Below are 24,342 nucleotides of genomic sequence, written 5' to 3'. Positions count from 1 at the left end.
CACCCGGTGAACCGCGCGTAGTGGAGCGGAGCAGTCCGCGCGACCTCAATCCATCCCCAACTTCTTCAGCTTGTAACGCAGCGCCCGGAAGGTGATGCCCAGCTGGGCGGCGGTGCGGGTTTTGTTCCAGCGGTTTTCTTCCAGCGCCTTCTGGATCGCGGTGCGTTCCATCTGCTCGATGTAGGTGGGCAGCGCGCCGTTGCCGGCAGGCAGGTCGACCACGGCTTCTTCATGCGCCGCGCCGCTGCCGTGGCGGTGGCCGCCGTGCTGCGGCAGGCGCAGGTCGGCCGCGCCGATGCTGTCGTCCTCGGCCAGGGCCAGGGCGCGTTCGAGGATGTTCTCCAGTTCGCGCACGTTGCCGGGGAACTGGTACTGGGCCAGGGCGTCCAGCGCCGAAGGTGCCAGCAGCGGGGTGGGACGCTGGTGGGTGCGCGCCAGCCTGGCCAGGATCGAGGCGGCCAGCTGCGGCAGGTCGCTGCGGCGCTCGCGCAGCGGGGGCACGCGCAGTTCGATCACATTGATGCGGTAGTACAGGTCGTGGCGGAAGCGGCCGTCCTCGACCAGCTCGCCCAGGTCCTTGTGGGTGGCCGACAGGATGCGCACGTCGACCGGCACTTCGGTGGCCGCGCCGACCGGGCGGATCGATTTTTCCTGGATCGCGCGCAGCAGCTTGACCTGCATCTGCAGCGGCAGTTCGGCCACTTCGTCCAGGAACAGGGTGCCGCCATGCGCGGCCTGGAACAGGCCGGGCTTGTCGGCATGGGCGCCGCTGAAGCTGCCCTTCTTGTGGCCGAAGAACTCGCTTTCCATCAGCTCGGAGGGGATCGCGCCGCAGTTGACCGGCACGAAGGCGCCGGGCGCGCGTGCGCTCTGTGCATGGATGGTGCGCGCCACCAGTTCCTTGCCCACCCCCGATTCGCCCAGGATGTAGACCGGCGCCTGGCTGCGCGCGACCTTGGCGATGGTGGTGCGCAGCACGTCCATCGCCGGTGAGTCGCCGAGCAGGCGGGCCGCCTGCTCGGTGGGCAGTGGCGCCTGCGCGGCGCGGTCGCTGTTGTTGAGTTCCAGCGCGTGCTTGACCAGCCCGCGCAGCACCGCGATGTCCACCGGCTTGCTGACGAAGTCGAAGGCGCCGGCCTTCAGCGCTTCCACCGCCAGGTCCATGCTGCCGAACGCGGTGATCATCGCCACCGGGGTGCGCGGATAGTGCTGGGCGATTTCGGTGACCAGCTCGATGCCGTTGCCGTCGGGCAGGCGCATGTCGGTGATGCACAGGTCGTACGGGTTGCTGGCGAGCAACTCGCGGGCTTCGGCGAGGTTGGCCGCGGTACTGATGCGCAGGCCCATCCGGCCCAGGGTCAGTACCAGCAGTTCGCGGATGTCACGTTCGTCGTCGACGACGAGGGCGCTGCGGTTGTCGTTCATATGGTGGGAAGATAGCCGAGGGCGGTCGATTCCGACAAATGTTTGACGGAGGGAAGGGGCAGGCTCATTGCGGCAGCATCGTGTGCGGGCCGGGCAGTACCAGCCGGAAGCAGGCGCCGCCGGCGGGCACCGACACATATTCCAGGCTGGCCTGGTTGGCGCGGCACAGTTCGCGGGCGATATACAGGCCCAGCCCGGTGCCATGCTCGGAGGTGGTGAAGAACGGGCGGAACAGCTGGCTGGCCACGGTTTCGGGAATGCCCGGGCCGCGGTCCATCACATCGATCACCGCCGCGCGTTCCTGGCGCGCCACGCGCAGGCGTACCCGTGCCGGGTCCTGGGCGATGCGCCCGTACTTGAGTGCGTTGTGGACCAGCACGGTCAGGATCTGGTGCAGGTGGCGCGGGTCGATCAGTGCATGCACCGAGGTTTCGGTGATGATCGGCTCGACGCTGTCGGTTTCCAGGCTCAGGCCCTGTTTGTATTCCAGCACGAAGCGGCGCACGAACGCGGCCAGGTCCAGGTTTTCCGGGTTGGCGCGCTCGCGCCGGGCCAGGCCGAGCACGCTTTCGACGATGCCGTTGGTGCGCTGGCATTGCTGGTTGATGATCTGCAGCAGGCGGCGGTCGGTGTCGCCGATCGCGCTGGATTCTTCCAGCAACTGGGCGGCGTAGTTGATCGCCGCCAGCGGGTTGCGGATCTCGTGGGCCAGGCTGGCCGAAAAGCGCCCCATCGCCGACAGCGTCAACGATTCGGCGCGGCGCGAGACCACGCTGGAATCGTCCAGGAACACCAAGGTCAGGTCGCTGCCGGCCAGCAGGCGGGCAAAGCGCGGCTGCACTTCGGGCTGGTCCGGCGACAACTGCAGCGGGGTTTCCTCGTTGGTCCAGCCATTGCGCCAGCGTTGCAGGCGCCGGCTCAGGTCCGGGGAGGCACTGCCCAGTTCCAGCCGGCCGCTGCCGCCGTTGCCCTCGGCGTCGCCGATCAGGGTCGAGGCCGCTTCGTTGGCCAGGGTGATGCGGTTGGCGCCGTCCACCACCAGCACCCCGGTGCGCATGCGGCGGATGATCAGTTCGTTGATTTCAAACAGGTTGGCGACCTCGTCGCCGCGCTGGTTGGCCAGCTGCTGGTTGCGCCGCGCGCGGCTGCCGACCTGGTGGCTGACGAAGGCCAGGGCCAGGTAGCTGGTGATGAACATCGCCAGTTCGGCCAGGGTGCGGGTGGGGTCGCCGCCTTCCAGCAGCTTCCAGACGTATTCGCCGGCGGTGGCGGCGCTGGCGGTCAGCGCCAGGCCCAGGCCCATCGACAGCGGCAGCAGGGTGGCCGCGGCGGCGATGTTGAACAGCAGCGACATCGACACCCCGGCACTGGCGCCGGGCAGCGCATGGGCCAGCAGGGTGGCGGCGATGATGTCCACCACCACCCCGCCGACCACGATCGGGCGCAGCCAGCGTTCGTTGCGGCCGATCACCAGCATCAGCAGCGACAGCAGCAGATAGGCGCCGCTGACCACCGCGGCCAGGCGCGGGTGGTCGGCGCTGCCGACGAGCATGCTCAACGGGCTGAACAGCAGGGCGGCGATCACCGCGGCAATCAGCAGCCGGTACAGGGCGAAGAAGTACAGCTCCCGCTTCGGTATCGATTCGATGCGGTCGATCAATGAAGCACTGGGTGACACGCCGGAACTCCCCTTCAGGCATGCGGCCAGTGTAGAGGGTGTGGCCGTGCATGGGGGGCTCGGCCGATGCCGGCGGGGCAGCGGGCGGGGTGGCAATGCCACCGGCGGGGGCCCCCGGCACCGGCGCGGGGTTTGCGCGGTGCCGCTGCAGGGCCGGCCGGGTGCCACCGCCGCGGGGGCTGCAACTGACTGAAAAACCGCCGGAAATGGACCGCCGCCAGGGGCGGGGCGCTGGTGTCTTTGCGCCTGCGCGCCGGCTCGTCCACAATAGTGGGCCCGCCGCGGTCCGTGCCGGTGCCCGTGAGGGAGCCTTGGAGATGCGTGCGGTCGTTCCTATTCCCACGGTGACGCATGAATTTCCACGAATACCAGTCAAAACAGCTGCTTGCCGAGTACGGCATTCCCGTCCCGGCCGGCAAGGTCGCGGCGACCCCGGACGAGGCGGTTGAAGCTGCCAACGCCCTGGGCCAGGGCCCCTGGATGGTCAAGGCGCAGATCCACGCGGGCGGCCGCGGCAAGGCTGGCGGCGTCAAGTTCTGCAAGACCACCGACGATGTGAAGGCCGCTGCGGCCAAGATGCTCGGTACCAAGATGGCCACCTACCAGACCGCCGGCGTCGAGCTGCCGGTCAACCTGGTGCTGGTGACCACCGCCGGTGAGATCGTCAAGGAACTGTACCTGTCGGTGCTGGTCGACCGTGGCACCAAGACCATCACCTACATCGCCTCTTCCGAAGGCGGCGTGGAGATCGAGCAGGTTGCTGCCGAGACCCCGGAACTGATCCATTCGTTGAACGTCGACTTCGTCGAGGGCGTGCAGGGTTACCACGGCCGCGATTTCGGCTTCAAGCTGGGCCTGACCGCCAAGCAGGCCGGCCAGTTCGCCAGCATCATGGTGAACCTGTACCGCCTGTTCAACGAAAAGGACCTGGCGCTGGTTGAAATCAACCCGCTGGCCATCCTGGACGACGGCAACCTGTACGCGCTGGACGGCAAGTTCGACAGCGACGACAACGCCGCGTTCCGTCAGAAGGCGCTGGTCGCCATGCGCGACAAGACCCAGGAAGACGAAACCGAAGTGACCGCTTCGGAGCTGGACATCAACTACGTCACCATGGACGGCAACATCGGCTGCATGGTCAACGGCGCCGGTCTGGCCATGGCCACCATGGACGTGATCAAGCTCAACGGCGGCGAGCCGGCGAACTTCCTGGACGTGGGCGGCGGTGCGAACAAGCAGCGCGTCATCGAAGCGTTCAAGCTGATCCTGTCCTCGGACAAGGTCGAAGGCATCTTCGTCAACATCTTCGGCGGCATCGTCCGCTGCGACATGATCGCCGAAGGCATCATCGCCGCGGTCAAGGAAGTGGGCGTCAAGGTTCCGGTCGTGGTGCGCCTGGAAGGCACCAACGTGGAAGAAGGCAAGCAGCTGCTGCGTGACAGCGGCATGGCCATCATCCCGGCCGACAACATCAACGACGGTGCCAAGAAGGTCGTCGAAGCTGTCAAGAACGCTGCCTGATCCGACACCGAAGGAAATCCAATGTCTGTACTTATTAACAAGAACACCAAGGTGATCGTGCAGGGCTTCACCGGCCAGCAGGGCACCTTCCACGCCACTCAGATGATCGAGTACGGCACCCAGGTGGTTGGCGGCGTGACCCCCGGCAAGGGCGGCACCACCCACATCGACCTGCCGGTCTTCAACACCGTTGCCGACGCCGTGCAGAGCACCGGCGCCAATGCGTCGGTGATCTACGTGCCGCCGCCGTACGCGGCCGATGCGATCCTGGAAGCGGCTGCCGCCGGCATCAAGGTCATCGTGTGCATCACCGAAGGCATTCCGGTGCTGGACATGCTGCGCGTCAAGAACGTGCTGACCCGCTCGCATCCGGACACCGTGCTGATCGGGCCGAACTGCCCCGGCGTGATCACCCCGGGTGAGTGCAAGATCGGCATCATGCCGGGCCACATCCACAAGCCGGGCAAGATCGGCATCGTGTCGCGTTCGGGCACCCTGACCTATGAAGCGGTCAAGCAGACCACTGAAGTCGGCCTGGGCCAGTCCACCTGCATCGGTATCGGTGGCGATCCGATCAACGGCCTGAACTTCGTCGACTGCCTGAAGCTGTTCAACGAAGATCCGCAGACCGAAGGCATCATCATGGTCGGCGAAATCGGCGGCGACGCCGAGGAAGCCGGTGCCGAGTACATCAAGCAGTTCGTGAAGAAGCCGGTGGTCGGCTTCATCGCCGGTGCGTCGGCTCCGGCCGGCAAGCGCATGGGCCACGCCGGTGCGATCGCATCGGGCGGCAAGGGCACCGCCGAAGGCAAGTTCGCGGCGATGGAAGCTGCTGGCGTGGTCACCGTCCGTTCGCCGGGCGACCTGGGCGCTGCCATCGCCAAGCTGGTGAAATAAGACCGCCAGCCGCGAAGCGGCTGACGATCGGGTAGGGCCGAGCCATGCTCGGCTGCTTGAAACAGAAAGGCCGCCTCCGGGCGGCCTTTCTGCGTCTGGAACCGGGCACGCCGATGAACCCCATCCACGCATGGCGTGGATCTACAATGCGTGCATTGCAACCACAGGCTGGACACCCATGACCTCGCTCCGCATTGCCCTGGCGCAGTTCGATTTCCCGGTTGGCGCAGTGGCGCAGAACACCGACAACATCATCGCGATGATCGCCGAGGCGCGCGATGAACACGGTGCCGACCTGGTGGTGTTCCCCGAGCTGGCCATCAGCGGTTACCCGCCGGAAGATCTGCTGCTGCGCCCGGGCTTCCTGCAGGACTGCGCGCAGGCGCTGGAGCGCATCGCGGCGGCCACCACCGGCATCGCTGCCGTGGTCGGTTGGCCGCAGGCCACCGGTTCGGTGGTGTACAACGCGGCCAGCGTGCTACGCGATGGCAAGGTCGAGCACACCTACCGCAAGCGCGAGCTGCCCAACTATGCGGTGTTCGACGAGCGCCGCTATTTCGATGTCGACCCCGACGGCGGCAGCTGTGTGTTCGAGCTGAAGGGCGTGCCGGTCGGCGTGCTGGTCTGCGAGGACCTCTGGTTCGCCGAGCCGCTGGCCGACACCGTGCGCCAGGGCGCGCAGCTGGTGGTGGTGCCCAATGCCTCGCCCTACGAGCGCGGCAAGCACGCCCAGCGCGACGCGTTGCTGGCCGAACGTACGGCCGAGAGCGGGGCGGCAATCGCCTACCTCAACGTGGTCGGTGGCCAGGACGCGCTGGTATTCGATGGCGCCTCGGTGGTGGCCGACGGCGACGGCACCGTGCACCCGGCCGCGGCGGCGTTCACCGACCAGTGGCTGGTGGTGGACTACGACGCGCCCACGCGCCGCTTCCTGCCGCGCGAATGGATCGATGACGGCGATGAGAGCATGGACGCGCTGGCCTGGCGCGCGGTGACCCGCGGCATCCAGGATTACTGCCGCAAGAACGGCTTCAGCAAGGTCTGGCTGGGCCTGTCCGGCGGCATCGATTCGGCGCTGGTGCTGGCCATGGCGGTGGACGCGCTGGGCGCGGACAACGTCACCGCGGTGCGGCTGCCGTCGCGCTATACCGCCGACATGTCCAACGACCTGGCCGCCGAACAGTGCCGCGCGCTGGGGGTGAAGCTGGAGGCGGTCTCGATCGAGCCGGTGTTCGAGGGGCTGATGAGCGCGCTGGGCCCGATGTTCGAGGGCCAGGCGGCCGATGTCACCGAAGAGAACCTGCAGTCGCGCAGCCGCGGGGTGATCCTGATGGCGCTGTCCAACAAGTTCGGCGGGCTGCTGCTGACCACCGGCAACAAGAGCGAATATGCGGTGGGCTACGCCACCATCTATGGCGACATGTGCGGTGGCTACGCGCCGCTGAAGGACCTGTACAAGACGGAGGTGTTCGGCCTGTCCAAGTGGCGCAACACCGTCGGTGGCGCCCCGGTGATTCCGCCGGCGGTGATCAGCCGGCCGCCGTCGGCCGAGCTGCGCGACAACCAGACCGACCAGGACTCGCTGCCGGCCTACGATGTGCTGGACGGCATCCTGTACCGCTTTGTGGACCAGGAACAGTCGCGCGAGGAAATCGTGGCCGCCGGCTACGCCGCCGAGGTGGTCGACCGGGTGCTGCGCCTGGTGCGCACCAGCGAGTGGAAGCGCCACCAGGCCGCACCGGGCCCGAAGGTCTCGCGGCGCGCGTTCGGGCGCGAGCGGCGTTATCCGATCAGCAACGGGTACAAGGGCTGACCTGCAGGCGCCGACTGTTGGTCGGCGTGAGGCATAAAAAAAGGCCCCTTTCGGGGCCTTTTCATTACTTCCGTTGCAGCTTGGCGTTGCGCTGGCCGGTGCTGGCCGATTTCTCGCCGGCGAACGGGTTCAGCTTGCGCACCATCCACGGGTATTTCGGCCACTTGCCCTGCAGCCACGGATGCTCGGGCTGGTTCAGCTCCAGCACGCGGCGGGCGTCGTCGGCCAGGGTCTTGTTGCCCAGGTGGGTGTAGGCCTCGCCCAGGGTCGCCACGGCGTCGTACTGGAAGGCGCTCTGCGGGTAGTTTTCCAGCAGGAAGTTGGCGCGGCCGGCGGCCGACACCCAGGCCTCGCGGCGCAGGTAGTACAGGGCGTTGTCCAGCTCGTGCTGGGCGAACACGTCGCGCAGCTCCAGCATGCGCTGGCGCGCATCGGCGGCGTAGCGGCTGTTGGGGTAGCGGTCCACGACGATGTTGAAATCGGCGTAGGCCTGGCGCGGGGTGGACAGATCGCGGCGGCTGGCGTCCAGCGACCACACCCGGCGCAGGAACACCGTGTTGCGGTTGCCGTTGGCCAGGCCCCGCAGGTAGTACATGTAGGCGATGTTGCGGTGGGTCGGGTAGGTACGGATGAAGCGGTCGACGCTGGACACCGCGTCATCGTGCTTGCCGGCCTTGTACTGGGCGTAGGCGGTTTCGATCATCGCCTGCTCGGTGTACGGACCATACGGGTACTGGGCGATCAGGCGCCGGAAGTTGGCTTCGGCCCCGCTCCAGTTGCCGCCTTCCATCAGGCGGTGGCTCTTCTCGTAGATCTGTTCGACCGGCAGGCCTTCGTCCGGAGAATCGCCCTTGGTACCGCGATGGCAGCCGGTGGCGACGAGGGCCAGGACCAGCAGCAGGGCGGCGGTGCGGGCGGGCGCAGACAGCAAAGAAGAGCGTCGGATCATGGGGTCAGGGCGGGACGCGGCTGGAATACGAGGGGTCGATGATAGCCTAGTGGCCTGTCCTGCGACTGAAAGTGGTCGCCAGGACCCCAAAATTGTCTCCCAGCGGTGCTGCCCCCATGTCCGATAACGTTTCTGAATCCGAATCCCCCCGCCAGGCCGTGGTGCCCGATACCGCCGCCGGCCGGCGCTTTGACGCCGTCCTGGCCGAACTCTTCCCCGAGTTCTCCCGTTCCAAGCTGACCGAATGGATCAAGTCCGGGGACGTCCTGCTGGATGGGGTGACCGTCCGCGGCCGCGACCCGGTCCGCGGTGGCGAGGTGGCCAGCCTGCATGTCGTGCTCGACACCCAGACCCACGCCGAGCCGGAGGACATCCCGCTGGAGGTCCTGTACGAGGACGAGCACGTGTTCGTGATCAACAAGCCGGTCGGCCTGGTGGTCCACCCCGGCGCCGGCAACCCCACTGGTACCCTGGTCAATGCGCTGCTGTTCCGCGACCCGTCGCTGTCGGTGCTGCCGCGCGCGGGCATCGTGCACCGCCTGGACAAGGACACCAGCGGGGTGATGGTGATCGCACGCACGATCCAGGCGCAGACCGCGCTGGTGGAGCAGTTGTCCGCGCGTGAGGTCCACCGCCAGTACCTGGCCATCGTGGTCGGTGCGCTGGTTTCCGGCGGCACCGCCGATGCGGCGATCGACCGCCATCCGCGCGACCGGGTGCGCATGGCCGTGCGCGAAGACGGCAAGGATGCGATCACCCATTACCGCCTGCGCGAACGTTTCCGCGCCCATACCGCGCTGGAGTGCCGCCTGGAAACCGGGCGTACCCACCAGATCCGCGTGCATATGGCGCATCTGCGCCACCCGATCATCGGCGACCAGCTGTACGGCGGGGCGCTGAAGCTGCCCAAGGGCGCCAGCGACGAGCTGGTCGCGGCGCTGCGCGGTTTCAAGCGCCAGGCCCTGCATGCCGAGACCCTGGAGTTCGTGCACCCGATCACCGGCGAGACGATCAGCAACAGCGCACCGCCGCCGGCGGACATGCTGGCCCTGATGGCCGCGCTGCGCGATGACAGCAGGAAGTTCGCCGAGCTGGAGCGCGGCCGCCGCTGATGGAGCGCCGCCCGCCCGTCCCGGTCCTGATGGCCGACTGGCCCGCGCCGCCCGGCGTGCAGGCCTGCACCACGCTGCGCTTCGGTGCGGGGGGCTCGTTGCCGCCGTTCGACCAGTTCAACATGGGCAACCGCTACGCCGCCGACGGCGACGACCCGGACCAGGTGCAGCGCAACCGCGACCTGCTCCAGGCCGGGCTGGGCCTGCCCTCGGCGCCGCACTGGCTGCGCCAGGTGCACGGCACCACCGTGCTGCGCATGGATGCGCCGCCGCTGGCCGCCGGGGTGGCGCTGGAACCCACCGCCGATGCGGCGGTGACGGCGGTGCCCGGGGTGGTGCTGGCGATCCTGAGCGCCGACTGCCTGCCGGTGGTGCTGGCCGCGCGCGATGGCAGTGAAATCGGCGCGGCCCATGCCGGCTGGCGCGGGCTGGCCGATGGCATGCTGGAGGCTACCGTGGCGGCCATGCATACCCCGGCCGCGCAGCTGCAGGCGTGGCTGGGCCCGGCCGCCGGCCCGGCGCATTACGAGGTGGGCGAGGATGTGCATGCCGCCTTTGTCGACCGCGATGCCGGTGCGGCGCAGGCCTTTGTGGCGACCCGTCCGGGCCATTGGAAGGTGGACCTGTACGCGCTGGCCCGGCGCCGGCTGCACAGCGTGGGGGTGGAGCCGGCGTGGATCAGCGGTGGCCAGTACTGCTCCATCGCCGACCCGCAGCGGTTCTATTCGCACCGCCGCGATCGCCGCAGCGGGCGCATGGCCACACTGGCCTGGATCGAGCGGTAGGTCCGACCGATGGTCGGACACCTTCCCATGACCGACGTTGACCCACCGCAGGAAGCGGTCATCGTCTTCGACGGGGTCTGTGCGTTGTGCAGCCGCTGGGTGCGCTTCCTGCTGCGTTTCGACTGCCGCGGCCGCTATTGCTTCGCCGCGATGCAGGGCCGCAACGGGCGGGCGCTGCTGCTCCGGCACGGGCTGGACCCGGACGATCCACTGTCGTTCCTGCTGCTCGAGCAGGACCGGGCCTGGACCGATACCGATGCGATCCTGCGGGTGCTGACCGGCCTGGGCGGCGGCTGGCGTCTGGCCGGCCTGTTGCGCGCGGTGCCGGGCCCGCTGCGCGACCGCGCCTACCGTGTGCTGGCCCGCAACCGCTACCGCTGGTTCGGCCGCCATGACGCCTGCTGGCTGCCCGGCCCCGGGCAGGCGGCACGTTTCCTCGACTGAGCCCGGCGCGGTGGCCGCACCGGTATATCAGCGCAGCACGCTGTAGGTGATCCGCTGGTTGCGTTGCCGCCCTTCCTCGCTGCGGTTGTCGGCGATCGGCTGGTCCTGGCCGTGACCACGTGCATGCAGCATGCACGGCGGCACGCCCAGGTCGTGCAGGCTGTCCACCACGGCCGTGGCGCGCAGCCGGCTCAGGGCCAGGCTGGCATGGGGGGCACTGCTGCTGTCGGTGTGCGCGCCTACTGCCAGCCGGGTCCCGGGCGGTGCGGCGCGCAGTGCATCGGCGGTGATGCGCAGGGCATCGCGGCTGTCCCCGCGCAGGCGCGCCGACTGCGGGTGGAAGTTGACCTGGGTGTGGTTCAGCGCGGCGGCCAGCTGCTCGGTGCTGTGGCCGGGCGGCAGGCGGGCCAGCGCGATCATCCCGCGGTCCCACAGGCCGTTGATGCGGTAGTGGGCGAAGTGCCGGCGCAACTGTGCCGAGATGGCCAGCCGCTGTGCTTCGGGCAGGGCGCTCATGTCGGCATTGAGGGTGTCGCCGGCGAATGTCAGCCGCAGGCCGTCGGCCTTGAGCTCGGACAGGTGCGCGGCCAGCCTGGGCAGCCAGCGCGGTGCGGCCGCCTGCGGGTCCAGCGCGATGTCCGCGTCGACCCGGTCCTTGCCGTGGCTGGCAACCAGGGCGTTCCACAGGATGCGCCGGTCGGACTCGGTGGGCAGTTGGCCGCGGGCCTGGATATGCCCGCCGCTGTCGACCAGCGACAGGCGCGGCGGGTGCTGGGCGACCGTGGCCGGGGCGACGGCGTTGCGTTGGGGGGCACGGGTCTTCTGGTGGATCCAGCCGGTCAGGCCGAGCAGGATCACCGCGACCAGCAGCCACAAGGTGCCGCGCATGGCGCTGCCGCGCAGTGCGTGGGTGGCATGCCGGTGCGCGCTGCGATGATGGGCGCGGCGTGCGGCGGTGCGCGCCTGCTGCTCCTCCTGTTCCAGCACCTGGACCAGGGCCGGCAGCAGGTCGGCCACCAGCACCGCGAACATGCCGGCGGGAAAGCCGGCGCGGCGGGCCAGCCGGGCCAGTTCGTCGACCCCGATCACCCGCTCGAGCTGGCTGCCCAGCAGCCGTGACGGCAGGCCACCGACGCGGCCGCCGGTGGGGAACAGGGCCCCCAGGCCGGCCGCTTCGAACCGTCGGTGCAATCCCTCCAGGCCGTCGGGTTGGCAGCGGATATAGGCCACCAGTACCTCGACCAGGGCCTTGCTGCGGTGCCCCAGCCCGGTCTGCCGGGCGGTGTCTTCAATGAAGCGGTCTAGCAATGACATGAATCGCGATCCCCGTTGTCACCAGGGCCGCGCAGGGAGCGCTGCGCTGGCCCGCCCCATGCGATATGCAGGGGCTCTGGGGGCGTCACTTTGATCAGCGGACGTCAATGCGAAATGAAATTCCGCGGGATCTTTCGCTTGCGAGGGCGCTTGTTTTCAAGCAATTTCGGATGCCTATCATCACAACTGGTTGGACAGGCGATGATTTCTGAAATTTGCGTGCTGATTGCGATAGCTGATGCTGCGTTTTCTGCCTGTCAGGCGAATTGTTTCATTCGCAATTAATTTGTGCTGAAAGCGACATCATGAGGGCGTCCCCACCGCCTCCGGAAAGTGGGTGCCGGTGCGCGTTGCGGACCACCGCCGGCACATGGCCGGCACTACCCCTCCAATGCCTCCAGGTAGGTCTGGCGCCAGTGGTTGATGTCGTGCGTGCGCAGGTGCTCCATCATCGCGTTCCAGCGTTCCACCCGTTTGCGCAGCGGCATGGTGGCCGCCGTGGCGATCGCATCGGCGACCCCGTCCAGGTCATGCGGATTGACCAGCAGGGCCTGCTTGAGTTCGTCGGCCGCACCGGCCAGCAGCGACAGCACCAGCACGCCAGGATTCTGCGGGTCCTGCGAGGCCACGTATTCCTTGGCGACCAGGTTCATGCCGTCGCGCAGCGGGGTGACCAGCCCGACCGCGGCGGCGCGGTAGAAGCCGGTCAGGGTGGCGTGGGTGAAGTTCTGGTTGACGTAGCGCAGCGGGGTCCAGTCCGGGGCGGCGTGGCCGCCATTGATATGCCCGGCGATCTGCTCCAGCTGGCTGCGCAGTTGGCGGTACTCGGTGACATCGGCGCGCGAGACCGGTGCGATCTGCAGGTAGGTCAGGCTGCCGTGCTGGTCGGGATGGCGCTCCAGATAGCGTTCAAAACCCAGGAAGCGCTCCGGCAGGCCCTTGGAATAATCCAGCCGGTCCACCCCGATCGCCAGCTGGCGGTCGCGCAGGCTGTTGCGCAGGTCGCGCACGGCCGGCTTGTTGGCGCCGGCCTTGGCCTGGCGCGCGATGTGTTCGGTATCGATGCCGATCGGGAATGCCGCCGCGCGGAAACGGCGCCCGCCCGGGGCTTCCAGTTGGCCATCGGCCAGCACCCGGCCGCCGCCGAACAGGCGCAGGTAGGACTGGAAACGGTCGGCATCGCGCTGGGTCTGGAAGCCGACCAGGTCGTAGGCGTACAGGCTGGAGAACAGCCGCAGGTGGTCGGGCATGGCCTGCAGCAGGTCGGCCGAGGGCATCGGCACGTGCAGGAAGAAGCCGATCCGGCAGCCGATGCCGCGCTCGCGCAGCAGCGACGCCAGCGGGATCAGGTGGTAGTCGTGGATCCAGACGATGTCGTCCTCGCGCAGCAGCGGCGCCAGCTTTTCGGCGAACAGCGCATTGACCCGACGATAGGTTTCGCGGGTGGCGCGGTCGTAGTCGACCAGGTCCAGGCGGAAATGCAGCAGCGGCCACAGCGTGCGGTTGGCAAAGCCGTTGTAGTAGCCATCGACGTCGCGCTTGTTGAGGTCCATGGTGATGTAGCGGATATCGCCGTCGACCTGCTCGTGCACGGTGCCGCTGTCGTCGCGGACCGATTTGCCGCTCCAGCCGAACCACACTCCACCGCGTTCCCTCAGCGCGGCCAGCAGGCCTACCGCCAGCCCACCGGCGCGCGATTCACCGGGGACGGCGACCCGGTTGGAGACAACTACCAGGCGGCTCATGATGCCTCCTGCCAGCTGCGCGACAGCCGCATCGCCGCGGTGATCAGGCCCACGTGCGAATAGGTCTGCGGGAAGTTGCCCCAGGCCTCGCCGGTATCGAAGGCCAGGTCTTCGGAGAGCAGGCCCAGGTGGTTGCGGCGCGCCAGCAGTTCCTCGAACATCTCCCGGGCCTCGTCCAGGTGGCCGATGGCGGCCAGTGCGTCGATGTACCAGAAGGTGCAGATGGTGAAGCTGGTTTCCGGTTCGCCGAAGTCGTCCGGCGCCACGTAGCGGTACAGCGCGTTGCCATGCTTGAGGTCGCGGCCGATCGCCTCGACGGTGGCGACAAAGCGCGCGTCGTTGGCCTCGATGAAGCCGATGTCGGCCAGCAGCAGCAGCGACGCATCCAGGCGGTGGCCGCCGTAGGTGTCGGTGAAGTGGCCCAGTTGCTCGCTCCACGCTTCGCGCATGATCCGTGCGTGGATGGTGTTGGCGCGCCCGCGCCAGTATTCGGCGCGGTCGTCCAGCTTCAGCCGCACGGCGATCTTGCACAGGCGGTCGCAGGCGGCCCAGCACATCGCGCTGGTGTAGGTGTGCACTTCGGTGCGGCCGCGGAATTCCCACAGCCCAGCGTCGGGCACGTCGTGCAGGGCGAAGGCCTGTTCGCCCAGTGGCTCCAACCGCGCGAAGGTATGCGCATCGCCAGGGTCCTGCAGGCGGCGGTCGAAGAACAGCTGGGTGGATGCCAGCACCACGCTGCCGTACACATCGTGCTGGCGTTGCACCCAGGCCAGGTTGCCGCGCCGTACCGGGCCCATGCCGCGGTAGCCGGACAGCGAGGCCACTTCGGTTTCATCCAGCTTGGCTTCAAAACCGATGCCGTACAGCGGCTGCAGGCTGCCATCGGCGGTGGCCAGGTTGAAGATGTAGCCGAGGAACTGTTCCATCGTACGGGTGGCGCCCAGGCGGTTGAGCGTGCGCACCACGAAGGCCGCGTCGCGCAGCCAGCAGTAGCGGTAGTCCCAGTTGCGGATGCTGCCCGGTGCCTCCGGGATGGAGGTGGTCATGGCGGCGATGATCGCGCCGCTGTCCTCGTACTGGCACAGTTTCAGGGTGATCGCGCTGCGGATCACCGCGTCCTGCCATTCCAGCGGAATGGACAGGTAGCGCACCCACTCACGCCAGTAATCCCCGGTACGTTGCAGGGCCTCCTGCACATAGCCGCTGAGCGAGCGGTTGAGCGATTCATCCACGCCCAGCACCAGGTGCAGCGGGTGGTTGAGCACGAACGGTAGCCCATCGCGGACCAGCCGCAGCGGCACATCGGTGGTCAGTCGCAGCACGTGGTTGGGCAGTACCCAGCGGATGTGGTTGCTGCCCCAGGTGCCGTCGGGCACGCGCGCGCCCCAGTCGGCCAGCGGGCGGGCGCGCACGATGATGCGCGGATTGCCCGCCAGCGGCCGTACCTGGCGGATCAGGCTGACCGGGCGGTAGAAGCGGTCGTTCTGGCGCCAGCGCGGGGCGAAGTCGATGATTTCCAGCGCGCCGCCGTGCTTGTCGTGCAGCACCGTGCGCAGGATCGCGGTATTGGTCAGGTAGGCCTGTTCGCTGCCGACCAGGTCTTCCAGCTCGATGGCGAAATCGCCGCCCTCGTGCTGGTTGGGGCGCAGCAGCGCGCAGAAAGTGGGGTCGCCGTCGAAGGTGGGCAGGCAGCTCCAGACCACGCGGGCATGCGGGTCGATCAACGCGCCGAAGCTGCCGTTGCCAACCACGCCAAGATTCAGATCGGATTCGCTCATGGTGCACAACATCTCGTGTCATGCCGCGGCATTGCGCGCTGCGCAGGGCACGGCGGCGTCGGGGGCCTCCGCCGGGAGGCCGGTGCAGGCCGGCGCGGTGCCGGGCCTGCGGTGTTTGCGGGCCTGGTCCAACAGGCCGGTTTCAACGGGCGGGCCTCAGTAGGCATTTTCGCGCAGCCAGGCATGCACGCTGCGTATGTGCGGCAATGCGAACACCGCCGCGCTGGGTGCGCGCGAACCGACCAGCACGCTCCAGCCGTGCAGGGCGTTGGCGGCGTCGAACCCGAATTCGTCGGTGAGATCGTCGCCCAGGAATACCGGCAGCCGCCCTCGGAACGGCGCCTGCTGCATCAATTGCCGCAGTGCGCGGCCCTTGTCGCTGCCTTCGGGAACGAATTCGACCACATGGTCGCCCGGTTGCAGCCGGTAGCCGGCGTGGCCGCGGATATGCCGTTCGGCGAATGCACGCACCTCCTGGGCGGCATGCGGCGCGCCGCGCCAGTGCAGGGCCAGGCTGCTGCCCTTGTCTTCGACCAGGACGCCGGGAGTGCCATGGGCAAAACGCATTGCCTGTTGGTGGACCGCATGCAGCCATTGGCTGGTGTCGGTACTGCTGGCCGGGCTGTCCAGTTGCCCATCGGCGCGGCGCAGCTGATGGCCGTGCAGGCCGGCGGCAGGCAGGTGCAGGGGGCGGAACAAGGCGTCGAGCTGGTCCAGTGGCCGGCCGCTGATCAACGCCACGGCGCCTTCCAGGCGGTCGCTGATCCGCCCGATCGCCTCGCGGACTTCCGGCAGCAGGGTGACGGCGTCGGGGTCCTGTTCGAACTCGATCAGGGTGCCATCCACATCGAGGAACAACGCGCAGGCGTCGTCCAGCAGCGGTGGCGACGGACGTGGGGGAAGGTCGTGTGCCATGCCCGCCACGATGCCAGCGTGGGCGTGATCGTCAGGTCATGGCGGTGCAGCCGACCGTGGGCCGGCTGCATCCATGATCAGAACGTATACCGCACGCGACCGTAATAATACGCGCCGTTGCTGCCGATCGGCGACAGCACGTCATACGGCAGGTTGCCGAAGTAGTGGATGTCTTCGTTGGACGGATCGGAGTAGTTGTCGGTGAGGTTCTGCCCACCGATGGCCACGCTCCACTGCGGGGTGATCTTGAACTCCACTTCCGCATCCAGCTGCCATTCGGCGCCATAGGTCTGGCGCGGAATGTAGCCGTCGCCGAAGTTGAACACGCGGGTCACGCTGCCATAGCGGTTGACCCGGCTGCTCAACGCCCAGCGGTCGTTGCTCCAGCTGGCGGCCAGCGCGGCGCGGGTACGCGGGGTGGCGTCGGTGAGGGTGTTGGTTTCCTCCACGCCGAACAGCACGTAGTCCGGGTCCAGCGCCAGCAGGCTGGCCGGGGTGGCCAGCACGTTCTTCAGCGTGGTCTTGGTGTAGGCGTAGGTGCCGGTCAGGACCAGCTCGCCATCGCCCAGCGACTGCCGCCAGTTGCTCACCAGTTCGGCGCCGCGGGTGCGGGTGTCGGCGGCATTGACGAAGAAGCTGGCGCTCTGCAGGCCGGCCACGCCGAACTGCTGCTGCACGTAGTCGGTGAGGGCGTCGCCGGTGATGCTTTCCGACAACGCGATGCGGTCGTCGATGTCGATCTGGAAGAAGTCCAGCGACAGGTCGAAGTGCGAACCGATACGGCTGGTGAAGCCCAGGCTGGTGTTGAGCGACTTCTCCGGCTTCAGGTTGGACGCGCCCAGGCCACGGGCGATGGGATTGTTGACCGACAGCACCCGGCCCTGCACCAGCTGGCCGGCGGCGTTGTAGCCGGTGGAGGTGGATTCATAGCCGATCTGGGCCAGCGACGGCGCACGGAAGTTGTTGGAGATGGCGCCGCGCAGCGCGAACGCCGGGGTGAACTCATAGCGCAGGCCGAGCTTGCCGGTGAGCTCGCCGCCGAAGTCATCGCTGTGTTCGTAGCGTGCGGCCAGGTCGCTGGAGAAGTGCTCGCCGTACTGGCTGGACAGGCTGGCATAGGCGCTGGCCACGTCGCGCGACAGGCTGGTGGCATCCTGCGGGGTCAGCCCGCCACCGGCCTGCGAGCCGGTCGGGCGGTCGGTGAACGGGCCGGCCGCGTAGCTGTTGGGATCGCCCGGACGGGTCTGGTAGTGGTCGCGGCGTGCTTCCACGCCCAGGCCCAGGCTGTGGGTGGTGTTGTCGCCCTGGTTGAACACCCGGCCCAGGTCGAGGTTGGCCACGGTCAGTTCGTTGCGGTAGTCGCCGGTCTTGAAGCGGGTCGGGCTGGTCGGGCCCAGCGAGGCGTTGAGCGAATCGCGCAGGCGGTAGGTGAAGCTGTTGGTGCCGTAATCCAGGCTGGCGTCGTAGTTCCACTCGCCCCATTGCCCCTTCGCGCCGGCCACGGCCTGCACGTCGCGGTTTTCGCCCTCGGAAATCGGACGGTAGCCGTTGGGGTAGACCTGTGCCCAGTTGGCGTCGCTGTCGGGGTAGCGGAAGTAGTTGGCGCCTTCGCTGTCGCGCTGGTTGAAGGTGCTGAAGAAATAGAACTTGGAGGTTTCACCGAACGGCAGCTCGGTGTTGATCCAGGCGTTGAGGTCTCGGGTCTTGCCGTCGCCCAGCACGTAGTTGCGCTTGCCCTGCAGGGCCAGGTTGGTGTCGCTCTGGTCCCACGGCGGGATCTGGTCGAAGCCGGCGCGGTTGGTGCCTTCGTGGTTCTTCAGCTCCAGGCCCACGCGCAGGAAGCCGCCGTCCTCGCCCAGCCGGGTGCCGACCTTGGCGCTGGCATAGCTGGTCTGGCCGTCGGTGAGGGTGCGGTCGATCGGCTTGAGGTCGGTGTGGTTGGCGCCGAAGCTGGCTTCGAACGCGCCGCCTTCGGGGGCGTCATCGAGGATCACATTGATCACCCCGGCCACCGCGTCGGAGCCGTACAACGCGCCGGCGCCGTCGCGCAGCACCTCGATGCGCTTGATCGCGCTGACCGGAATGGCATTGAAGTCGACCGGGGTGGTGCCCTTGCCGATCTTGCTGTCGGTGTTCACCAGCGCGCTGCTGTGGCGGCGCTTGCCGTTGACCAGGACCAGCACCTGGTCGGGCGAGAGCCCGCGCAGCTGCGCGGCGCGGATGTGGTCGGCGCCACCGGAGTTGGACTGGCGCGGGAAGTTGAACGAGGGCAGCAGCGCCTGCAGCGCGCTGCCCAGTTCACCGTTGACCACGCCGGCCTTGCGGATGTCCTCGGCGCTGAGCACGTCCACCGGCGAGGTCGATTCGAGCACGGTGCGGTCCACCGCCCGGGTGCCGGTGACGATCACCGTGTCCAGCGTGGTGGCCGAGCCGGGCGCGTCCTGCGCAAGTACGCCCTGGCCGAGCAGGGGGGAGGAGAGGACGAGCGCGATGGCAAGGCCAAGGCGCGACGCGGACGGACGGGACATGCGGACTCCAGCAGGACGACGAGGGGAGGGAGGGGCGGGGGAGAGCTGGCGTTGCCGACCAGTAGTCGGCACTACCAATCCATCCGGATGAAGCGATATATTATCTTGGCGTGATGGCCGATGTGATGCAAGTCCCATTGCCTATGGTCATCAACAGATAACCGCTGGTGATCCATGCAGGCATCGGATGTCCTGCACCCTTCCTCCCCCTGTACGCCTGCTTTCCTGGAGCCTTTCGATGAAGTCCTACGCTGTTCTGTTCGCCCTGGTGCTGGCCGCCAGCGGCTGCGCCACCGCCGCGCCCACCGCCAAGCCGGCCCCGCCGGCCACGGCCACCGCCACTCTGCAGGGCGATGCCGCCCGCCCGGATGCCGCCGCCGGGTGGGTGCGCAGCGAGCTGTACTTCGGCGTGGGCGAGGAAAGCGGCGCCTCCGAGCGCAGGCAGACCGACGCGATTACCGACACGCAGTGGCGTGCCTTCCTCGACAAGCAGGTCACCCCGCGCTTTCCCGACGGGCTGACCGTGTTCGACGCCTATGGCCAGTGGTTGTTCCGCGGCGCGGCCGAGCCCAACCGCCTGCGCACCAAGGTGCTGGTGGTGCTGCACGAGAACACCCCGCAACGCCGCGCCGACATCGAAGCGATCCGGCTGGCCTGGAAGCAGGCCACCGGCCACCAGTCGGTACTGTGGGCGCAGCAGGCGGTTGAAGTATCGTTCTGAGCCAGGGCGCCAGGGTGGCGCGGCAGGATGCAGGCATGAACCGGATCGATTCGTTGCGCTACGCGCTGTGGGGTTGGCTGCTGCTGGGCGCGTGTGCGCCGGTGGCCGCAGCGCCGCCCGATGCCGCCCCCGACGCGGCCCTGCAGCTCGTTTTCGCGCCGGGCCAGGCCGCCAACGCGCGGGTGCAGCCCGATGGCAGCATCGTGGTGCGGCTGTCGTCGGGCCGGCAGCAGCGCCTGACCGGGGTGGCCGATGCCGACGGCGCCGCGTGGTTGAGCGCCGAGGACGTCGATTTCGACGGTCGCCCCGAGCTGGTCGCGCGGGCACAGGTGGGCATGGTCAACGAGGCGGTGGCGGTGTACCGCTATGACCCCGGCCAGCAGCAACTGGTGGAGTTGCGCGCGATCACCCATGGCAACGACCAGTGCGGCAACCTGATGGGCCTGACCGTGGATGCCGGCAACCGCCTGTTGAGCAGTACCTGCCGCAGTGGGCCGATGTGGTACGTGGACCAGTACCGCTTCGACGGCGCGCGCCTGTACCTGTACCGCGCCGAGCGCATGTTGATGGTGGGCGACGCATTGGAGGCGTTCGTGCTGGTCAGGCAGACCGCCGAGAGCGGGCCGCTGGCGGTCTGGAGCACGTTCGATGTGGCCGGTAAGGTAGTGGAAACGGCCATCGCCGATGGTCTGGTGGCGCCGCGTGGCCGCGCGCCCCTGCTGGCGGTCAGTGGCCAGGTGGTGCCGGCGCGGCTGCCGCTGTACGCCAAGCCCGGTGACACAACGACCCGGCGCTATCTGCTGCAGGATGACCGGGTGGAACTGCTGGATGAAGCTGATGGCTGGATAAAGGTGCGTTACAACAACCCCCAGCGCGGCGCGGTGCTGGGCTGGGTGAACGTGCACGACCGGTAGTGCCGGCCGCCGGCCGGCTGCGCGCGATGCCCAGGCGGGAGGCCCCGCCCAGGGCGCGCATCCACGGCGCCTGGCGACGCCCGGCAGGATCATCACGCGCGCATCCACGCATGGCGTGGATCTACGGCCGGCGGGCTCGATATGCGGTACCGCCGCGCCGCGCACATCGGTGTCACCCGCGCATCGCTAGGCTCGAAGGTCCCGCTTTGAGGAAATCCCGCCATGAGCAAGCGCGTTGCCGAGATCGTGGTTGAAACCCTGCAGGTCGCCGGTGTCCGTCATTGCTACGGCATCGTCGGCGATACCCTCAACTACGTCACCGCTGCCATCCACCACAGCGAGATCGAGTGGGTGCACATGCGCCATGAGGAGGTGGCCGCGTTCGCCGCCGGCGCCGAATCGCTGGTCAGCGGGCGGCTGACCGCCTGCGCCGGCTCGTGCGGGCCGGGCGGGCTGCACTTCATCAACGGCGTGTTCGAGACCAACCGCAACCGCGCGCCGATGGTGCTGATCGCCAGCCAGGTGGTCACCGCCGAACTGGGCATGGAGTTTCCGCAGGAGGTCGATTTCAAGGCGGTCTATGCCAGCTGCAGCGTGTTCTGCGAGCAGGTGCACAGCCCGCAGCAGGCGCGCCGGGTGGTGGCACTGGCCTGCCAGGCCGCGATCAGCCGGCGCGGGGTGGCGGTGGTGATCCTGCCGGCCGACATCAGCGAGGCGATGGTGGGCGATGATGTGCCGTTCTCGGTGCATTACACCCAGCCGGTGCTGCGCCCCAGCGATGAGGAACTGCAGCGCATCGCCGCGCTGATCGGGCAGGGCAAACGCATCGGCATCTATGCCGGCGCCGGCTGCGAGCATGCCCATGATGCGCTGGTGGCACTGGGTGAGCGGCTGCAGGCGCCGATCGCGCACACCTCGCGGGCCAAGGATTTCGTCGAGCACGACAACCCGTACAACATGGGCATGACCGGCATCTTCGGGATCGAATCGGGCTACCACACGCTGATGGCCTGCGACACGCTGTTGCTGCTCGGCGCGGACTTCGCCTGGGGCCAGTACTACCCGGACAAGGCCACGCTGATCCAGGTGGACCGCGACGGCAGCCACCTGGGCCGCCGCCACCCGGTGGACCTGGGCGTGGTCGGCGATATCGGACCGACGCTGCAGGCGTTGCTGCCGCTGTTGCCGCCGCGCGAGGACCGCAGTTTCCTGGACGAGTGCATCGGCCACCGTGAGAAGGCGCTGGCCACCCGCGCCAAGGAAGAGCAGCCCGGCGAGGGCACGCTGATCCACCCGCAGCACCTGACCGCGCTGATCGACCGCCATGCCAGCGACGATGCGCTGTTCACCGCCGACGGCGGCTCGCCGATGGTATGGATCCTGCGCCATATCCGTACCAATGGCCGCCGCCGCACCCTGACCAGCCTGCTGCACGGCACGATGGCCAACGCCATGCCGCAGGCGCTGGGCCTGCAGAAGGCCTATCCGGGGCGCCAGGTGATCTCGCTGTCCGGCGACGGCGGCATCGCGATGCTGCTGGGCGACCTGCTCACCGCCGTGCAGGAAGACCTGCCGATCAAGGTGGTGGTCTACAACAACAGCTCGCTCAACTTCGTCGAGCTGGAGCAGAAGGTGGAAGGCCTGTTGGACAACTACACCACCCTGAAGAACCCCGATTTCGGCCGGCTGGCCGAGGTGATCGGCTTTTATGGGCGCACCGTGACCCGCTCGGAGGACCTGGAACCGGCGGTCCGCGATTTCCTGGCCCATCCCGGCCCGGCGCTGCTGGACGTGCATACCAGCCCCACCGAGCTGGTGATGCCGCCCCAGGTGGAAGCCAGGCAGGTGGCCGGTACCGCGCTGTATGCGGCCAAGGCATTGCTGAGCGGGCGGGTGGGGGATGTGCGCGACCTGTTGGCCAACAATTTCCTCAACAAGCCCTGATCGGGCCTTCCTCCGCGGCCGGCGTCACCACCAACGGTGGTGACCTACCGGGGGACCCATCGGGTAGGTGCCGACCGTTGGTCGGCATCGGCCGGGGTGCGCCCACGTACCCCGGCGTTCCATTCATGCGCCTGTTACTGGCGGCGGTGAGGCCCTACCATCGGCTACCCCCTCCCAAGGCAGTGCCCGCGCATGTCCGCCTCCGCTCCTGGCCGCTCCGCACCACCCCGCTGGTTCGTTGCCGGCGATCTCAATGGCTTCTTCGGCCTGGTGGTCGACAACCTGTCGATCCTGGGCTTCATCGCGATGGCCCTGGTCGGCATCTTCCAGTTCCCCGCCGACGTGGTGTTCGGCCGCATGTTCCCGGGCACCGCCTTCGGCGTGCTGGTCGGCAACGTGCTGTACACCTGGATGGCGCGCCGGCTGGCCGCGCGCACCGGCCGCGACGATGTCACCGCGATGCCGCTGGGCCTGGATGCGCCGACCAGCATCGGCATGGCGCTGCTGGTGCTGGGCCCGGCGTTCCTGGCCTTCAAGGCGCAGGGGCTGGCCCCGCACGATGCGGCGATCGCCACCTGGCAGCTGGGCATGGCCTCGCTGGTGATCATGGGCGTGCTCAAGGTGATCCTGTCGTTCTTCGGCGAGGCGGTCACCCGCGCGCTGCCGCGGGCGTCGCTGCTGGGCTCCATCGCCGGCATCGCGATCGTGCTGATGGGCTTCCTGCCGCTGCTGGAAACGCTGCGTTCGCCGATCGTCGGTTTCGTCACCCTGGGCCTGCTGCTGTACGTGTTGATCGCCAAGCGCAAGCTGCCGATCCGCGCGCCGGGCGTGCTGGTCGCCTTCGTGTTCGGCACGATCCTGTACTACGGCCTGGGTCTGGCCGGGCTGGGCGCGCCGGGCTTCAAGGTGCCCGAGTGGGTACCGCCGCAAGTGGTGCTGCCGTGGCCGACGCTGGGCTTCATCGATGGGCTGCCGACTGCGATCACCTACCTGCCGCTGCTGCTGCCGTTCGGCCTGCTGATGGTGGTGGGCGGCATCAACGTCTCCGAAAGCGCGCGCGCGGCCGGCGACGACTACCGTACCCGCGACATCCTGCTGGTGGAGGCGGTGGCCACGCTGGTGGCCGGGTTCTGCGGCGGCGTGGCGCAGACCACCCCGTACATCGGGCAGCCGGCCTACAAGCACATGGGCGCGCGCAGCGGTTACACGTTGCTGACCGGCCTGTTCGTCGGCGTCGGCGGCATGCTGGGGGTGATTTCCGGGCTGGTGCAGTGGCTGCCGCTGGCGGTGCTGGCGCCGATCATCGTGTATGTGGCCATCGACATCACCACCCAGGCCTTCCAGGCCACCCCGCGCGAACATGCCGGGGCGATGATGCTGGGTTTCCTGCCGTCGGTGGCCTACCTGCTGGCGATCAAGGCACCGGGCTGGATCGCGCCGGAGCAGTTGGCGGCGATGACCTCCACCCTGGATGGCCACGGCCTGCCCGAGCTGGCGGTGATCTTCACCCTGGGCAACGGTTTCATCATCACCTCGATGCTGTGGATCGCCGCGGTCGTGGCGATGATCGACGGCAGGCTGCTGCGTGCGTCGGCGTTGCTGCTGGTCGCCGCGGCGCTGACCCTGTTCGGCCTGATCCACTCGGTGGATCCGCGCGGTGGCATTTACCTGCCGTGGCAACTGGACGGCCTGCCGAAGATCATCATGTGGCAGTTCGCCGGGGCCTATGTGGCGCTGGCCGGGCTGCTGGCGTTGTTGTCGCTGCAGAAGCAGGAACGGTGACGGCCGGCACCGACCAACGGTCGGTGCCTACCCATGCCCGACGGTAGGTCACGACCGTTGGTCGTGACCGCAGCGTG

General features: G+C 68.3%; 18 protein-coding genes. 10 read left to right on the top strand and 8 right to left on the bottom strand.

Features of this window, described 5'->3' with window-relative positions; all coding sequences use genetic code 11:
- Window positions 1-45: 45 nt before the first annotated feature.
- Both AC3ITM_RS14795 and AC3ITM_RS14790 read right to left on the bottom strand, forming a co-directional pair.
- Entirely contained in the window at window positions 46-1,425 is a 1,380-nt protein-coding gene (locus AC3ITM_RS14795; protein WP_489266047.1) for a sigma-54-dependent transcriptional regulator, read from the bottom strand.
- Window positions 1,426-1,489: 64 nt separating this feature from the next.
- On the bottom strand, window positions 1,490-3,103 hold the full coding sequence (locus AC3ITM_RS14790; protein WP_228887392.1) for a sensor histidine kinase: 1,614 nt from the start codon (window positions 3,101-3,103) through the stop codon (window positions 1,490-1,492).
- Between the two features lie 351 nt (window positions 3,104-3,454).
- Between AC3ITM_RS14790 and sucC the strand changes: the two genes are divergently transcribed.
- The 3 genes from sucC (at window position 3,455) to AC3ITM_RS14775 (ending at window position 7,334) form a co-directional block, all read left to right on the top strand.
- Window positions 3,455-4,624 carry an ADP-forming succinate--CoA ligase subunit beta gene (sucC, locus tag AC3ITM_RS14785; protein WP_179460232.1) on the top strand — a complete coding sequence of 390 codons (1,170 nt, stop codon included), beginning with the start codon at window positions 3,455-3,457 and terminating at the stop codon, window positions 4,622-4,624.
- Window positions 4,625-4,645: 21 nt separating this feature from the next.
- Window positions 4,646-5,521, top strand: coding sequence for a succinate--CoA ligase subunit alpha (sucD, locus tag AC3ITM_RS14780; protein ID WP_012511927.1), 876 nt, complete (start codon window positions 4,646-4,648; stop codon window positions 5,519-5,521).
- Window positions 5,522-5,699: 178 nt separating this feature from the next.
- Window positions 5,700-7,334, top strand: coding sequence for an NAD+ synthase (locus AC3ITM_RS14775; RefSeq protein ID WP_489266044.1), 1,635 nt, complete (start codon window positions 5,700-5,702; stop codon window positions 7,332-7,334).
- A gap of 64 nt (window positions 7,335-7,398) precedes the next feature.
- On the opposite strand, the gene AC3ITM_RS14770 is transcribed toward AC3ITM_RS14775, so the two are convergent.
- Window positions 7,399-8,283 (bottom strand): outer membrane protein assembly factor BamD, encoded by an 885-nt coding sequence (locus AC3ITM_RS14770; protein WP_489266042.1) that lies wholly within the window; start codon window positions 8,281-8,283, stop codon window positions 7,399-7,401.
- Window positions 8,284-8,399: 116 nt separating this feature from the next.
- On the opposite strand from AC3ITM_RS14770, the gene rluD reads away from it, so the two are divergent.
- The 3 genes from rluD to AC3ITM_RS14755 are packed head-to-tail and all read left to right on the top strand — an operon-like array spanning window position 8,400 to window position 10,624.
- Window positions 8,400-9,395, top strand: coding sequence for a 23S rRNA pseudouridine(1911/1915/1917) synthase RluD (rluD, locus tag AC3ITM_RS14765; RefSeq protein ID WP_489266040.1), 996 nt, complete (start codon window positions 8,400-8,402; stop codon window positions 9,393-9,395).
- Between the two features lie 29 nt (window positions 9,396-9,424).
- Window positions 9,425-10,180, top strand: coding sequence for a peptidoglycan editing factor PgeF (gene pgeF / locus AC3ITM_RS14760; protein ID WP_489266038.1), 756 nt, complete (start codon window positions 9,425-9,427; stop codon window positions 10,178-10,180).
- A 27-nt stretch (window positions 10,181-10,207) separates the two neighbouring features.
- Window positions 10,208-10,624: a thiol-disulfide oxidoreductase DCC family protein gene (locus AC3ITM_RS14755; RefSeq protein ID WP_489266037.1), complete on the top strand. Its 417-nt coding sequence runs from the start codon at window positions 10,208-10,210 to the stop codon at window positions 10,622-10,624.
- A 27-nt stretch (window positions 10,625-10,651) separates the two neighbouring features.
- Here AC3ITM_RS14755 and AC3ITM_RS14750 read toward each other — a convergent pair whose 3' ends face one another.
- The 5 genes from AC3ITM_RS14750 to AC3ITM_RS14730 form a co-directional block, all read right to left on the bottom strand.
- On the bottom strand, window positions 10,652-11,938 hold the full coding sequence (locus AC3ITM_RS14750) for an OmpA family protein (protein ID WP_489266035.1): 1,287 nt from the start codon (window positions 11,936-11,938) through the stop codon (window positions 10,652-10,654).
- A 380-nt stretch (window positions 11,939-12,318) separates the two neighbouring features.
- On the bottom strand, window positions 12,319-13,683 hold the full coding sequence (otsA, locus tag AC3ITM_RS14745; RefSeq protein WP_489266033.1) for an alpha,alpha-trehalose-phosphate synthase (UDP-forming): 1,365 nt from the start codon (window positions 13,681-13,683) through the stop codon (window positions 12,319-12,321).
- Window positions 13,680-15,461 carry a glycoside hydrolase family 15 protein gene (locus AC3ITM_RS14740; protein WP_489266031.1) on the bottom strand — a complete coding sequence of 594 codons (1,782 nt, stop codon included), beginning with the start codon at window positions 15,459-15,461 and terminating at the stop codon, window positions 13,680-13,682. Before AC3ITM_RS14740 ends, otsA begins: the two co-directional genes overlap by 4 nt.
- Window positions 15,462-15,617: 156 nt before the next feature.
- Complete coding sequence (otsB, locus tag AC3ITM_RS14735; RefSeq protein ID WP_489266029.1) at window positions 15,618-16,376, bottom strand: trehalose-phosphatase; 759 nt, start codon at window positions 16,374-16,376, stop codon at window positions 15,618-15,620.
- Window positions 16,377-16,453: 77 nt separating this feature from the next.
- Entirely contained in the window at window positions 16,454-18,904 is a 2,451-nt protein-coding gene (locus AC3ITM_RS14730) for a TonB-dependent receptor plug domain-containing protein (RefSeq protein ID WP_489266027.1), read from the bottom strand.
- A 238-nt stretch (window positions 18,905-19,142) separates the two neighbouring features.
- Between AC3ITM_RS14730 and AC3ITM_RS14725 the strand changes: the two genes are divergently transcribed.
- From AC3ITM_RS14725 to AC3ITM_RS14710, 4 genes are all read left to right on the top strand, one after another.
- Complete coding sequence (locus AC3ITM_RS14725) at window positions 19,143-19,625, top strand: DUF3574 domain-containing protein (protein WP_228884035.1); 483 nt, start codon at window positions 19,143-19,145, stop codon at window positions 19,623-19,625.
- A 35-nt stretch (window positions 19,626-19,660) separates the two neighbouring features.
- On the top strand, window positions 19,661-20,539 hold the full coding sequence (locus AC3ITM_RS14720; protein ID WP_489266025.1) for an XAC2610-related protein: 879 nt from the start codon (window positions 19,661-19,663) through the stop codon (window positions 20,537-20,539).
- Between the two features lie 222 nt (window positions 20,540-20,761).
- Window positions 20,762-22,483 (top strand): thiamine pyrophosphate-dependent enzyme, encoded by a 1,722-nt coding sequence (locus AC3ITM_RS14715; protein WP_489266023.1) that lies wholly within the window; start codon window positions 20,762-20,764, stop codon window positions 22,481-22,483.
- A gap of 192 nt (window positions 22,484-22,675) precedes the next feature.
- Window positions 22,676-24,265: a SulP family inorganic anion transporter gene (locus AC3ITM_RS14710; RefSeq protein WP_489266021.1), complete on the top strand. Its 1,590-nt coding sequence runs from the start codon at window positions 22,676-22,678 to the stop codon at window positions 24,263-24,265.
- Window positions 24,266-24,342 lie beyond the last annotated feature (77 nt).

Source organism: Stenotrophomonas sp. KH_029, assembly GCF_057839765.1.
This window is presented reverse-complemented; position numbering and strand designations above follow the sequence as displayed.

Bases quoted from the DNA above. Each gene is read 5' to 3' on its own strand.
- AC3ITM_RS14795 (WP_489266047.1), bottom strand. From the start codon at position 1,425: ATGAACGACAACCGCAGCGCCCTCGTCGTCGACGACGAACGTGACATC.
- sucC (WP_179460232.1), top strand. From the start codon at position 3,455: ATGAATTTCCACGAATACCAGTCAAAACAGCTGCTTGCCGAGTACGGC.
- sucD (WP_012511927.1), top strand. From the start codon at position 4,646: ATGTCTGTACTTATTAACAAGAACACCAAGGTGATCGTGCAGGGCTTC.
- AC3ITM_RS14775 (WP_489266044.1), top strand. From the start codon at position 5,700: ATGACCTCGCTCCGCATTGCCCTGGCGCAGTTCGATTTCCCGGTTGGC.
- AC3ITM_RS14770 (WP_489266042.1), bottom strand. From the start codon at position 8,283: ATGATCCGACGCTCTTCTTTGCTGTCTGCGCCCGCCCGCACCGCCGCC.
- rluD (WP_489266040.1), top strand. From the start codon at position 8,400: ATGTCCGATAACGTTTCTGAATCCGAATCCCCCCGCCAGGCCGTGGTG.
- pgeF (WP_489266038.1), top strand. From the start codon at position 9,425: ATGGCCGACTGGCCCGCGCCGCCCGGCGTGCAGGCCTGCACCACGCTG.
- AC3ITM_RS14755 (WP_489266037.1), top strand. From the start codon at position 10,208: ATGACCGACGTTGACCCACCGCAGGAAGCGGTCATCGTCTTCGACGGG.
- AC3ITM_RS14750 (WP_489266035.1), bottom strand. From the start codon at position 11,938: ATGTCATTGCTAGACCGCTTCATTGAAGACACCGCCCGGCAGACCGGG.
- otsA (WP_489266033.1), bottom strand. From the start codon at position 13,683: ATGAGCCGCCTGGTAGTTGTCTCCAACCGGGTCGCCGTCCCCGGTGAA.
- AC3ITM_RS14740 (WP_489266031.1), bottom strand. From the start codon at position 15,461: ATGAGCGAATCCGATCTGAATCTTGGCGTGGTTGGCAACGGCAGCTTC.
- otsB (WP_489266029.1), bottom strand. From the start codon at position 16,376: ATGGCACACGACCTTCCCCCACGTCCGTCGCCACCGCTGCTGGACGAC.
- AC3ITM_RS14730 (WP_489266027.1), bottom strand. From the start codon at position 18,904: ATGTCCCGTCCGTCCGCGTCGCGCCTTGGCCTTGCCATCGCGCTCGTC.
- AC3ITM_RS14725 (WP_228884035.1), top strand. From the start codon at position 19,143: ATGAAGTCCTACGCTGTTCTGTTCGCCCTGGTGCTGGCCGCCAGCGGC.
- AC3ITM_RS14720 (WP_489266025.1), top strand. From the start codon at position 19,661: ATGAACCGGATCGATTCGTTGCGCTACGCGCTGTGGGGTTGGCTGCTG.
- AC3ITM_RS14715 (WP_489266023.1), top strand. From the start codon at position 20,762: ATGAGCAAGCGCGTTGCCGAGATCGTGGTTGAAACCCTGCAGGTCGCC.
- AC3ITM_RS14710 (WP_489266021.1), top strand. From the start codon at position 22,676: ATGTCCGCCTCCGCTCCTGGCCGCTCCGCACCACCCCGCTGGTTCGTT.